This window comes from Sodalis sp. (in: enterobacteria), from assembly GCF_036327475.1.
In the GTDB taxonomy this organism is placed as follows: Bacteria; Pseudomonadota; Gammaproteobacteria; order Enterobacterales; family Enterobacteriaceae.
This window is the reverse complement of the sequence record NZ_CP132913.1, coordinates 1107788-1120732: the sequence shown is the minus strand read 5'-3', so window position 1 is coordinate 1120732 and position 12945 is coordinate 1107788. Positions and strand designations below refer to the sequence as shown.

Genomic DNA, 12945 nt, shown 5'->3' with positions numbered 1-12945 from the left:
TTTTGCCCGTCGCTTGTAAACCACAATTGCTGTTGCTTTTCATATGCCAACTGCGATGATAGGAAGCTGAGACGGATGAACAATAGGTAATTGGTGAAATGAAAAGCGAATTGTGTCACGCGGCGTTGATATTAATGTTGCTGGGGCTTTACGGCTGCGGCCTGAAAGGCCCACTTTATTTCCCGCCAGCTGACAAAGCAGATAGAAGCGAACGAAAGCATCAACTGACGACCACGCCGTCCTCGACTCAGTCTCCGGTGCAGACCGCCTCGCCATGGGATGATGGCAGTAGCGCCGCCGTTGTGACCGAATAGCCCGTAATCATGGACGCAGTCGCTTCCTGTCGGCAGGCGCGCTATGCTGCGCTATCGGCTACTCAGCGGAGTGGGATATGCAGTTCTCCAAAATGCACGGCCTGGGTAACGACTTCATGGTCGTGGATACCGTGACGCAAAATGTCTATTTCTCACCCGAGGTGATCCGCCGTCTGTCGGACCGGCATTGCGGCGTGGGATTTGATCAATTGCTAGTGGTGGAACCGCCATATGATCCAGAACTGGATTTCCATTATCGTATATTCAACGCCGACGGCAGCGAAGTGGTGCAATGCGGTAATGGCGCACGCTGTTTTGCCCGTTTCGTGCGCATGAAAAATCTGACTAACAAACGCGACATTTTTGTCAGCACCAAGACGGGGCGCATGGTGCTGACCGTCACCAAGGACGATATGGTGCGCGTTAATATGGGCGAGCCGAATTTCGACCCACAACGGGTGCCGTTTCGCGCAGCTCAAGCTGAAAAAACCTATATCATGCGCGCGGCGGAACAGACGGTTCTGTGCGGCGTGGTTTCCATGGGCAATCCACACTGCGTGATTGCCGTGGACAGCGTGGAGAGCGCTCCGGTGCTGACGCTCGGTCGTGTGCTTGAGAGTCACGAGCGCTTTCCGGAACGGGCCAATATCGGTTTCATGCAGGTGTTGACCAGCAGGCATATCCGCCTGCGGGTCTATGAACGCGGCGCGGGTGAAACCCAGGCTTGCGGCAGCGGCGCTTGCGCCGCGGTTGCGGTGGGGATCTCGCAGGGCCAATTGGCGGAACAGGTGCAGGTGGACCTTCCCGGCGGCCGGCTCACCATCAGCTGGCGCGGGCCGGGACATCCACTGTATATGACAGGACCCGCCACTCATATCTATGACGGATTTATTCATTTATGAAGCAAGTCGGCGAACAGGCGGACAGCGCGCAAACGCTGGATGACGAACAGGTGGTGCGTTATCTGCTCACTCACCCGGATTTCTTTATCCGCAATGCCCGCAACGTGGAGCAGATGGTGGTGCCTCATCCGGTGCGCGGTTGCGTCTCCCTCTTGGAATGGCAACTGGGGCGCCAGCGTGCCCATATTCAGCAATTGGAAGACGATATCATCTGTTTGATGGAACATGCGAGCACCAATGAGGCGCTGTTCAATCGCTTACTGCGGCTGCAATCCGATCTGGCGGCGACAGACAGTTTGCAGGAGCTGTTTAATCGATTGCAGTGCTGGGCACGCAGCCTGGGATTGGCGGGAGCGCATATGCGGCTGTTCAGCGATCAGTGGCAACTAGGCGCCCCGTCGGGGTTCGCGCATTTGGCGCTGGCGCGCAACGCGTTCGAGCCGCTGCGGATCCAACGTCTCGGCCAGGGCAATCATTATCTAGGCACGCTGAACAGCCCGGAGTTATTACTGTTGCTGCCACAGGCAAGGCAGGTGGGCTCTGTTGCCATGTCTCTGCTCGGGGATGATGGCTCTCTCGGCGTGCTTATGTTTACCAGCCGTGACAGCCAGCATTTCCAGGACGGGATGGGAACGGTGTTGTTACAGCAATTGGCTACGCTATTACCGGGCCTTCTGGAACGCTGGGTCAGCCGGGCATGATCAACACCCACCCTCCGCTCTGGCCGCAGGTCGATGCCTTACTGCAATATTTGCGGGTGGAACGGTAACTGGGCCCAAAAACGCGGGAAAGCTATTTCGGCAGTTGGCTACCCTTAATCGTCATGGCTTCCGAGATGGGACTTACGGAATGGCGGCAAGTGGATGTAAGGCAGGTGCGAGCGTTGGGCACCCGCAGTAAGCGCCAGGGATTACAGCCCGCCAGTCTGGCGCTGCGGCTTCCGCGCTGCGCAGTTTCTTGACTGGCTGGTGGGCATCGGTCAGTTGGGTGCAACCCCGGTGCGAAGTGTTTCCGCGCCGGGCTACGGCCGGCATCTGCCTCCTCCTCTGGCGCCGCGCGACCGCGCGATGCTCGAGGTGATTTACGGCGCCGGGCTACGGCTGGCGAAGCTTGTCGGCCTCAATTGCGCAGACGTTGTCTTATCGGCGGCGAAGTGCGGGTGGTGGGTAAAGGCAATTAAAGAACGAAAATGCTCATCGGTGCTACAGTCGTGGCTTGGTTGACGCGCTGGCTGGCGCTGCGTGACCAATACGTGCCTCAAAACGACGCGGTGTTTATCGCCCAGCACGGGGCGTATTTCCGCGCGTAATGTGCAGAAACGCTTTGCCGAACGAGGGCGTGAAGCAGGGAGTCAATAGTCACGTCCATCCGCATAAGCTGCGCCACTCCTTCGCTACCCACATGCTGGAGTCGAGCAGCGATTTGCGTGCGGTGCAAGAGCTACTGGGCCACGCCAATCTCAACACCACCCAGATCTACACTCACCTTGATTTCCAGTATCTGGCATCGGTGTACAGTGCCGCGCACCCACGAGCCAAAACGAGGAAACCTGATGCATTTCTATCACCTCTACGAGAGCTGATATGCTCTACGGTAATCGGCCGGTGATTGCCCATACCGAAACGAGTCGGTGCAATTTCGCAATATCAATCCCGCGCTACGTTGTCTGGGAACGGTTGTGCCGCGAGTTGCGCCAGCGCGAGCCGGAGATTTACCACGATGTAAGTCATTTTGGCGCTGGCGCTCGATCGAACTGGCGATGCGTAACACGGAATTCAGCAAGCGCGAGGCGCTCTCGTTGGCGCCGATGTCGCCATGGAGGTGGTCCTGCGATGGCGCAGTCAGATAGATGTACCGGTGGAAACCCACAGTACGCTGGCTGCTGGTAGCGATAACTAGCGGCAATACTTCCCACGAAGCCGGCGGACTGACTGGCTACTTCCGCCATATTCCGTCATATTCCGTCATATTTCCGCCGTATTGTGCGCACCGACACGGGCGGTCTCGCCAAGAGCGGCGGCGCGGTTGAATGCACCGTCCGGTAATATTCTGCACATGGGCGACGATTTTTGAGACGGATGTCACGGCACCATTCACTACGGGATGCTGGCCTACTGGATTAACGATCGCGACAGTAATTTTGCCGCCGCCGGATGCGCGTCTGTTACCGCATCTGGAAATTTCGCGGTTGGCATCCCTGACGGCCTTGCTATAATCACCACTGACTCTGTATAAATGACCAGTATCCGTCGCTGGACGGCATTCTCCATTCGCATGTTAAAGGCCACCTATGTATGGACGTTTCTGATTTCCTCAACAGCTTGAACGACAAGCAGCAGGAAGCCGTGGCGGCGCCACGCGGTAATTTACTAGTGCTGGCTGGCGCCGGTAGCGGAAAAACCCGGGTGTTGGCGCACCGTATCGCCTGGTTGTTGTCGGTTGAAAACTGCTCACCCTATTCGGTGATGGCCGTGACCTTCACCAACAAAGCGGCGGCGGAAATGCGCCATCGTATCGAACATTTGGTAGGCGCCAGCCAGGGCGGAATGTGGATAGGCACCTTCCATGGGCTGGCCCACCGCCTGCTGCGCGCCTGCCATCAAGATGCCAATCTGGCACATGATTTTCAGATCCTTGACAGCGAGGATCAGCTGCGTCTGTTGAAACGCCTCATCCGCACTATGAATCTTGATGAGAAACAGTGGTCGCCGCGCCAGGCGATGTGGTATATCGGCGGCAAGAAAGATGAGGGTCTGCGCCCGCAACATATGAAAAGTTACGGCAATCCTATGGAGGCGACCTGGCAGCGTATTTATCAGGCCTATCAGGAAGCCTGCGACCGCGCCGGGTTGGTAGATTTCGCCGAGCTGCTGCTGCGCGCCCATGAGCTGTGGCTGAACAAGCCGCATATTTTGCGCCACTACCGCGAGCGGTTCACCAACATCTTGGTAGACGAATTTCAGGATACCAATCAAATCCAATACGCCTGGATCCGCATGCTGGCCGGCAATGGCGGCAATGTGATGATCGTTGGTGACGATGACCAATCGATTTACGGCTGGCGCGGCGCGCAGGTGGAGAATATCCAGCGTTTTCTGGATGATTTTCCCGGCGCCAAGATCATTCGCTTGGAGCAGAACTATCGTTCTACCAGCAATATCCTACAGGCTGCCAATGCCCTTATCGCCCACAACGGCGGTAGGCTGGGCAAAAATCTATGGACAGAAGGCGCCGAAGGTGAACCGATTACCCTTTACTGCGCTTTTAACGAATTGGACGAGGCGCGCTTCGTGGTGAATCGCATCAAGGTGAGCCAGGAGCAGGGTATGGCGCTCAATAACTGCGCCATTCTCTATCGCAGTAACGCCCAGTCGCGCGTGCTGGAAGAAGCGCTACTGCAAACGGGCCTACCCTACCGAATTTATGGCGGCATGCGCTTTTTCGAGCGCCAGGAAATCAAGGATGCACTCGCCTATTTACGGCTTATCGCCAACCGCAACGATGACGCCGCCTATGAGCGGGTGGTTAATACGCCGACGCGCGGACTCGGTGATCGCACCCTCGACGTGGTGCGCCAGACCGCCCGCGACCGGCAGTTGACGCTGTGGCAGTCTAGTCGGGTGCTGCTTGCCGAGCACGTGCTGGCCAGCCGCCCCGCCGCCGCACTACAGCGGTTTTTGGAGCTTGTCGATGTGCTGGCGCAAGAGACGGCGGAGTTGTCGCTCCATGTGCAAACCGATTTGGTGATCAAAAATTCCGGTCTGCGGAGCATGTACGAGCAGGAGAAAGGTGAAAAGGGCCAGGCGCGTATCGAAAACCTGGAAGAGCTGGTCACCGCCACCCGCCAATTCAACTACAACGATGAAGATCAGAATCTGCTGCCGTTGCAGGCGTTCCTATCCCATACCGCCCTAGAAACCGGCGAGGGTCAGGCTGATGCCCATCAGGATGCGGTGCAATTGATGACGCTGCATTCCGCCAAAGGGCTAGAGTTTCCACAAGTGTTTATCGTTGGCATGGAAGAGGGGATGTTCCCCAGCCAAATGTCGCTGGACGAGGGCGGGCGGCTGGAGGAGGAGCGACGTTTGGCGTACGTTGGCGTTACTCGCGCAATGGACAAGCTGACCATCACCTATGCGGAGACTCGCCGGCGGTACGGCAAAGAGGCCTATCATCGGCCGTCGCGTTTTGTTGGTGAACTACCACCGTCTTGCGTGGAAGAAGTGCGGCTGCGCGCAAGAATAACCCGTCCGGCCAGCCAGCAGAGCCTAGGCGCGTCGCTGAGCAAAAACGATAGCGGTTTCATCCTCGGCCAGCGAGTACGTCATCCGAAATTTGGCGAGGGTACAGTGGTGAATCTGGAAGGCAGCGGCGAGCATAGCCGGCTACAAATCGCGTTTCAAGGCCATGGTATTAAATGGCTGGTGGCGACTTACGCCCGACTGGAAACCGTTTAATGCCACCGCGTACCTACTATTTGCTTTTCTCACGTATTGACAGCCTTTTTCTTCTCGGCGTAACATGCGCGCACTACTATTGGAGAGGATTGCGCCTTGGACACCCCAGTAGATACTGGCCCGATAATCTGTTTATCAGGTACATCCACTAAGGCTACCTCTGGTGCTGACTGCCTCAGTGGTTGTCAGCGACCTGCATTTAGTGTCGCGCGGAGTCGGATCTTTGACGGTCTGAAACTCGACGGTGACTCCTCACCCCGTATTTCTGTGATCTAATGCGTTTCCTGTTTGTTACTGTGAAGGAAACGAGGGCGTATGCTTAACGCATTTCAACTGGAAAACCATCGTTTATCGCGTCTTGACGCCGATGAGCTGGGAACTCTATCCGAGGCAGTATGGGTTGATTTGATCGAGCCAGGCGATGATGAGCGCGAACGGGTGCAGCACGAGCTGGGTCAGAGCCTGGCGACGCGTCTAGAGCTGGAGGACATCGAAGCGTCAGCCCGTTTTTTCGAGGACGAGGACGGGTTGCATATCCACTCCTTTTTCTTTTATGCCGACGCAGAGGATCACGCTGGCAACGCCACCGTGGCGTTTACCATCCGCGATGGCCGGCTTTACACCCTGCGCGAGCGGGAGCTGCCGGCGTTTCGCTTGTATCGGATGCGAACTCGCGGCCAGACGCTGATTGACGGCAACGCTTATGAGCTTCTGCTGGACTTGTTCGAGACCAAGATTGAGCAACTTGCGGACGAAATTGAGAATATTTACAGCGATCTGGAGGCCCTGAGTTTGGTCATCATGGATGGCCACCAGGGCGATGAGTATGATAATGCGCTCTCGACTCTCGCCGAATTGGAAGATGTAGGCTGGAAGGTCAGGCTATGCCTAATGGATACTCAGCGGGCGTTGAATTTTCTGGTGCGCAAGGCGCGGCTGCCGTCGGGCCAGTTGGAGCAGGCGCGGGAAATCTTGCGCGATATTGAGTCCCTGCTGCCACATAATGAATCGCTATTTCAGAAGGTGAATTTCCTGATGCAGGCGGCGATGGGGTTTATCAATATCGAGCAGAACCGCATTATTAAAATATTTTCGGTGGTGTCGGTGGTATTCCTGCCGCCGACTCTGGTCGCCTCTAGCTATGGAATGAACTTCGAGTTTATGCCGGAGCTGAAATGGTCCTTCGGCTACCCCGGCGCCATTATGTTAATGATACTGGCTGGGCTAGCGCCGTATTTGTATTTCAAACGGAAAAACTGGCTTTAAGTATTGACCGAGGTGGAAAGAGCGGCAAGCTCCATTATCCCTGGTGTGTTACCGTGAACCCATGCTATCGCATGGCGCCGGCGGGCGATTTTAACGCCGATATGCGGCTGGTGGCGTTTATGCAATATCATGGGTATTGTTTGTCGCAAACACTGCCGCCACAGTGGCGCATATTGCGATGAGAGAAGAGGGGGTCTCGCCGAAGGTTCAGTGGTTTCCGCCACTGAACCTTCGCTTTGCGCCACACTAGGGCGGCGGCCGTGGGGCGGTATTCGGCCGACGGCTGCGTATTTCACCGCCTCACTGCTGCTAATGGTGGCCGGCGCAGCGCTGCACGCCAGCGGCACGCTGACGCCGCAAGTTATTAGCACTGACCTGTATTGGCTTGAGCGTCGGCTTGCGTTTCACCTGTGCTATCGTGCTGTTAGCGCTGAAAACACTGTACGATTCCATGACCTGTCTGTTGACTAAACTGTTGCCGGTGGATCTGCTGACCGCTTATCTGGCCAGCAGTCTGGTTGGTATACCGCGGCGATTATCGCCACCGGCAGTCAGGTTAACATCGGTTTCATGGTGATGCAAAGCCAACGTTTATTCGCCGTTTTACTGGTCGGACCAGCGATGGCGCGTTTTATCTCGCACACCTCCGTCTGGCGCCAGGCCAGTCAATCGCCTGGCTGACGCAGCATTAGGCAGTCTGTGGCCGCCTTTCTGGCCAGCGGGGCGTGGCGATAAATACGCCGAGCGCCAGCCAGATAAAGGCGAAAGTATAAAGTTTATCAGCGCTTAACGCCTCGCCACAAAAGCTCACCGCCAACAGGAACATGAGCGCCGGCCCAAGATATTGGAAAAATCCTATCGTCAACAGCCGCAGACGATTAGCGGTGGTGGTAAACAGCAGTAGTAGCATAGTGGTCAGCACATCCGCGCTCGCCAGAAGCGTATTAAAAATGTCAGGCGTTGGCGCCGAGGTGAATGGTTGGGGTGTCGATGACGAAAACAGATAAACGGCAACCGTCAGAGGGTTTCTATCAGCCAGTATGCCGGTTTGGGCATCGATGCCAATCTTCTCGCAGCAGGCTATACCATATGGTAAAGGTAAGCACCACTTCAAGGGGCGATAAGCGGAAGTGAACCGAACATCCACAACTGCACCAGCATACCGGCGGATGCTAGCACGACCGCCAGCCATCGCCATCGTCGGAAACGTTCTTCCAGAAACAGCATACCGAGCAAAATTGGCCAGCAGGTTGATAAAGTGGCCGAGGCTGGCTTCTGACATATGGTGGTGATTGACCGCCCAGATGAACAACAGCCAGTTGCTGCCTATTAGCATAGAGGTCAGCGCTGGGGCCAGCAGCAATCTGCCGTGGCGAAAAGTCCGGTGCACCTACGGTCAGCGGCGGCCCCGGGTCAGCAATACCAGTATAAACACCGCCGACCACAAAATACGGTGTGCGAGGATTTCGTTGGCGGATACGTAATCTATCAATTTGAAATAGGCGGGAACCAGACCACAATAAAGTAGCACCGAGGGCGCACAGCATGCCTTGAGGGCGGTGTTTTAGTGCATTGATCAGCCTAGCAAATAAGTTGTATCGACAGTAGCGAGATGATGCCGCGGTTTTGTGCATCTCCGCCACGCGAAAATAATCCACGTGCATGTCAATCGTTTCCATGTGCGTCAATCGATGCCGCAGATTCTGCTCCGACAATGCGGGCTGGCGCAGCAATGCGCGGTGATGCAGGTTATGCCGGCTGCGACGTCCAGCACCGAGGCGATAACGTTGTGTGGCATCGTTTTCATGTTGTGTAAGCTTCAGACCTCATTCACGGTTGCAATAAACAAAGATATCCTCGATCAAACGGCTGGCGTGATCGGCGGTAAAGGGGGGTTGTAGATATAATTAATTCAGGATTGGGGCAATGTTTACCACGCGGGGTAAGGAAAATTATATACCTATAGTATGCTTAATTATTATCGCTTACTAGTCTCGGACGGTCGCAGTCACTTTAGGTAATTTTCCCTAAATGAAAATTTCCGGAGCGTATAAAATGATTAGCTTTGAATTCTTGTGTTGATTGATGGGTTACGCGCTTTCGGAGAATATTTTATGCGCAGACTTTAGTTTACCGCACAGGAAGCCACGGTTGAGAAGATCCACGATACACCGGCGGTGAAGGGAATGCCAATCTGTTGCAGGAGCACGACAATCCTTTCACGCCGTACCCGTACAAGAGCAACTATTTGTTTTACACCTACACCAACATCAACAAACAAGCGATAAGCAGCCACGACTTGGGCCAATAACGCCCAAAAGCTGTTCATTGACTTGGCAACGGATTATGATTTCGCAGGTTGGACCTTGCGCGATGTGGAGGTAGGTCTGAACCATTAATCCAATGGCCCTTCAGATCCGATCAGATCCGATGTCGCGCAGCTGAAACCGCGCGCATACGCGCTAATGGCGCAAAACACTAACGGGCAGTAGCGATAACCACGATATTATCAAGTACATGGGCCACTACCGACTGAAGATAGGTTATACCTGGGTAAGAGTATCTTCAGCGCGGAAGGGTACTATAACTGAATCAGCGGCTACAGCGGCGCGCAACTGGGCTGAAACCACCCTATCAACCGCCATGTGCGTTTTTATATCCAGCTGTTTAGCGGCTATGGCGAGTCGCTAATCGATTATGCCAAATGATATGATGTAATTCACAAGGACTTAACAACGACGCCCCTGCGGCGTCCGTCTGAAGATAAAGTTGGAGCATATGTGTCTACCGCGGAAATGATCCAGCGAGAAACGCTGGCGGAGCAGGTGTTGTACGACACCTTTGGCTACCAGCAGTTTCGGACGGGCCAGCAAGCGATCATTCAGGCTGTTCTGAAAGGCCGCGACTGCCTAGTAGTAATGCCTACCGGCGGCGGTAAATCACTGTGCTATCAAATCCCCGCCCTGGTGATGGATGGGCTGACACTTGTAGTTTCACCGCTAATTTCGCTGATGAAGGATCAGGTCGATCGGCTGCTGGCCAATGGCGTGGCGGCGGCCTATTTGAATTCTACCCAAAGTCGCGAACAGCAGCACGAGATGATGGCCGCGTGCCGCAGTGGGCGCATTAAGATGCTGTATATCGCGCCCGAGCGTTTGATGATGGACAACATGCTTGAGCAACTACAGCAGTGGCGGCTGGCAATGATAGCGGTGGACGAGGCGCACTGCATTTCGCAATGGGGACACGATTTCCGCCCAGAATACCGCGCGCTCTGGCAAATCAAACGCCATTTTGTGACGCTGCCGTTCTTGGCGCTGACTGCCACAGCAGATGAGGCCACACGGCAGGATATCCTACGTTTGCTAGATTTGCGTGATCCGCTGATCCAGGTCAGCAGCTTTGACCGCCCCAATATTCGCTACACGCTGGTAGAGAAATACAAGCCGTTTGAGCAGCTCTGGCACTTTGTGCAGAGTCAGCGCGGTAAGAGCGGCATTGTCTATTGCAACAGCCGTTCGCGAGTGGAAGATCTCAGTGCGCGGTTGCAAAGCCGCGGCGTCAACGTGGCCGCGTACCACGCTGGCCTGGAAAGCGAGCGCCGCGCCCAGGTGCAGGAGGTGTTTCATCGCGATGATTTGCAGGTCGTGGTGGCGACAGTAGCGTTTGGGATGGGGATTAATAAGCCCAATGTGCGCTTTGTGCTGCATTTTGATATCCCGCGCACCATCGAATCGTACTACCAGGAAACCGGTCGCGCCGGTCGCGACGGTCTGCCTGCCGAAGCTATCTTGCTCTACGATCCGGCGGATATGGCCTGGTTGCGGCGCTGCCTGGAAGAAAAACACACTGGCCAGCAGCAAGATATTGAGCGCCATAAACTAAACGCTATGGGCGCTTTTGCCGAGGCACAGACCTGCCGACGGCTGGTGTTGCTGAATTATTTTGGCGAAGGCCGTCAAATGGCGTGCGGTAACTGTGATATTTGCCTTGATCCTCCAAAGCGCTATGATGGCTTGGAGGAGGCACGTAAAGCGCTCTCCTGTATTTACCGGGTTGGGCAGCGTTTCAGTATGCCCTACGTCATTGAGGTGCTCAGAGGCGCCAACAGCCAGCGTGTTCGTGAAAACGCGCACGATCGGCTGCCGGTATACGGTATCGGCCGCGACCGCAGCAATGAGCACTGGATAAGCGTGCTGCGGCAATTGATCCACCTTGGGATGGTCAGTCAGAATATCACTCAGCATTCGGCATTGCAGTTGACCGAATCTGCGCGGCCAGTGCTCAGGGGAGATGTGGCATTGATGCTGGCGGAGCCGCAGGTAACTAATTTAAAAACCCGCGCGGCCCCAAAAACCTACGGCGGTAACTACGATCGCCCCTTATTCGCCAAACTGCGTAAGCTGCGCAAAACTCTGGCAGACGACGCCAACGTCCCGCCCTATGTAGTGTTTAACGACGCTACGCTACTGGAAATGGCAGAGCAATTGCCCATAGACAGCGACCAAATGCTACGAATCAACGGGGTGGGGAATCGTAAACTGGAGCGTTTTGGGCTTCCGTTCCTGGCCCTTATCCGCGAACACCTGTCCGACGAAGATCCGCCCCGGCCCGTGCGCTAAGCGCGCCAGAGCCGGGGCGGCCGCCGCGCGGCGAGCATCGGGACAGTGGGACAGTTACCTACTGACGCGCGTGGCACGATGTTCCGGCGCTTTATTTCAGGAGCAGGAAAGTATGTTAACGCTGTTTGCCACCGTGGCGCTGGTACATTTAATCGCCCTGATGTCTTCAGGTTTGGATTTTTTTGCTTCGCAAACCGCTGTCAGGTGATGTATGGTGTCGTGGTGTGTACCCTTTGGCTGGCCATTGGAGCAACGGTAGCGCTGCTGAGGTTGCATCTACTTTTGAGCTGTGGCCGGCTGCATAACCTTATTACCTTTGGCGGCGGCCCGTGCCTTTGTTAGATGGGTTGGCAACGCGGCCTGTTCACTAATCTTGCCAATCAAATCAAGGCGGTTATCTATTTCAGCAGCGTATTTTCACTCTTCTTCGGCGACGCCAGCGCCCGTTGGAATATTCTGAGCGAAACCCTGCTGTGGTTTTCAGCGGTGGTGTTTACCCTGCCGGCGATGCACCGCAGTTTTAGCGTCTGGCGCGCTGGATCGATAGTGTGGCCAGCGTATTGTTTGCCGGCTTCGGTGTTAACCTTATTGTGTCGCGCTAAGGTGCTGCCGGACAATATGCCGAGTGTGCAATGCCCGGTGGCTAACCCCTGAACGGCAGTTCGCCTCGTCAATGGCGAACTGCCGAATTTTTGGCGCGGGCGAGAAGAAGGCGAATTTCGCATCAAAGCTATACCAAATATCCCGAAGTGACCTATGATCTGTTCCAGTGCGGCTATGATGTGATATTGCGGTTACGTATTGCAATTCGCCGATTACGTCAGCGACTTCGACCACTTCTAGTAGCGGATAGTAGCGGATTGTCCAACTAGCTGACCACCGCGGACACTTTTCGCTGGCGCACTCCATGGGCGGCGTCATTCTCGCGCTGTTCCTGGCGGAGTAGCCAGGACCCTGCCGTGCTGTGTGCGCCGATATTCGGTCTGCGGTTGCTGGATGCCACGCTGGCGGCCTAGCTTATTCTAGAGTGGGTGGCGGACGGAACTGTGGCCGGCCATGCGCGACGCTATGTGGTAGGCATCGGCGCCTGGCGACCCCTATCGCTCATGGACAACATGCTGACGCACAGCGACCAGAGCGCTAACGCCGCACCTGCGATACTACGCCGATTATCCAGAGATACAGCTAGGCGGCGCCACCTACCACTGGATGAACGAAAGGATACTGGTCGGGAAGCAAGTGCTGGCGCAGGCTGGAGAAGACAAAATCGTGGATAACCACAGCCATCGGGCGTTCTGCCAGGTGATAGCCCTGAAGGGTCATCCCTGTGAGAATAACGGCCTGATAACGATTACGGGCGCGCATCATGAAATTTATTCGAGTC

At 55.5% G+C, this 12945-nt stretch carries 9 protein-coding genes and 4 pseudogenes; 11 read left to right on the top strand and 2 right to left on the bottom strand.

The features are described from left to right. The first annotated feature begins 98 nt into the window (after nucleotides 1-98). The 7 genes and pseudogenes from GPOALKHO_RS06120 to GPOALKHO_RS06090 all read left to right on the top strand — a co-directional run bounded on the left by GPOALKHO_RS06120 (nucleotide 99) and on the right by GPOALKHO_RS06090 (nucleotide 7410). Nucleotides 99-314: a lipoprotein gene (locus tag GPOALKHO_RS06120; RefSeq protein WP_406701708.1), complete on the top strand. Its 216-nt coding sequence runs from the start codon at nucleotides 99-101 to the stop codon at nucleotides 312-314. A 77-nt stretch (nucleotides 315-391) separates the two neighbouring features. Then, on the top strand, nucleotides 392-1216 hold the full coding sequence (gene dapF, locus GPOALKHO_RS06115) for a diaminopimelate epimerase (protein ID WP_406701706.1): 825 nt from the start codon (nucleotides 392-394) through the stop codon (nucleotides 1214-1216). Further along, a complete protein-coding gene (locus tag GPOALKHO_RS06110; RefSeq protein WP_406701704.1) occupies nucleotides 1213-1917 on the top strand; it encodes a DUF484 domain-containing protein in 705 nt (234 codons plus the stop codon). The genes dapF and GPOALKHO_RS06110 overlap by 4 nt, the downstream gene beginning before the upstream one ends. Nucleotides 1918-2039: 122 nt before the next feature. Continuing rightward, nucleotides 2040-2824 (top strand): annotated as a pseudogene (locus GPOALKHO_RS06105) (tyrosine recombinase XerC). A 686-nt stretch (nucleotides 2825-3510) separates the two neighbouring features. After that, on the top strand, nucleotides 3511-5673 hold the full coding sequence (gene uvrD / locus GPOALKHO_RS06100) for a DNA helicase II (RefSeq protein ID WP_406701702.1): 2163 nt from the start codon (nucleotides 3511-3513) through the stop codon (nucleotides 5671-5673). A 315-nt stretch (nucleotides 5674-5988) separates the two neighbouring features. Beyond that, nucleotides 5989-6939 carry a magnesium/cobalt transporter CorA gene (gene corA / locus GPOALKHO_RS06095; protein WP_406701701.1) on the top strand — a complete coding sequence of 317 codons (951 nt, stop codon included), beginning with the start codon at nucleotides 5989-5991 and terminating at the stop codon, nucleotides 6937-6939. Nucleotides 6940-7068: 129 nt separating this feature from the next. Next, nucleotides 7069-7410: a hypothetical protein gene (locus GPOALKHO_RS06090; protein ID WP_406701699.1), complete on the top strand. Its 342-nt coding sequence runs from the start codon at nucleotides 7069-7071 to the stop codon at nucleotides 7408-7410. A 217-nt stretch (nucleotides 7411-7627) separates the two neighbouring features. Here the strand turns inward: GPOALKHO_RS06090 and rarD are convergent. Then, a pseudogene (gene rarD, locus GPOALKHO_RS06085) lies at nucleotides 7628-8486 on the bottom strand (EamA family transporter RarD). Nucleotides 8487-8597: 111 nt separating this feature from the next. On the opposite strand from rarD, the gene GPOALKHO_RS06080 reads away from it, so the two are divergent. The 4 genes and pseudogenes from GPOALKHO_RS06080 (at nucleotide 8598) to GPOALKHO_RS06065 (ending at nucleotide 12163) form a co-directional block, all read left to right on the top strand. After that, a complete protein-coding gene (locus GPOALKHO_RS06080) occupies nucleotides 8598-8840 on the top strand; it encodes a hypothetical protein (protein WP_406703500.1) in 243 nt (80 codons plus the stop codon). A 234-nt stretch (nucleotides 8841-9074) separates the two neighbouring features. Continuing rightward, nucleotides 9075-9647 (top strand): annotated as a pseudogene (locus GPOALKHO_RS06075) (phospholipase A); the annotation flags it as partial. 87 nt (nucleotides 9648-9734) lie between these two features. Beyond that, complete coding sequence (recQ, locus tag GPOALKHO_RS06070; RefSeq protein ID WP_406703410.1) at nucleotides 9735-11561, top strand: ATP-dependent DNA helicase RecQ; 1827 nt, start codon at nucleotides 9735-9737, stop codon at nucleotides 11559-11561. Between the two features lie 112 nt (nucleotides 11562-11673). Continuing rightward, nucleotides 11674-12163 (top strand): annotated as a pseudogene (locus tag GPOALKHO_RS06065) (LysE family transporter). A gap of 583 nt (nucleotides 12164-12746) precedes the next feature. Here the strand turns inward: GPOALKHO_RS06065 and GPOALKHO_RS06060 are convergent. Then, nucleotides 12747-12929 carry a hypothetical protein gene (locus GPOALKHO_RS06060; protein WP_406701698.1) on the bottom strand — a complete coding sequence of 61 codons (183 nt, stop codon included), beginning with the start codon at nucleotides 12927-12929 and terminating at the stop codon, nucleotides 12747-12749. Between the last annotated feature and the right edge of the window lie 16 nt (nucleotides 12930-12945).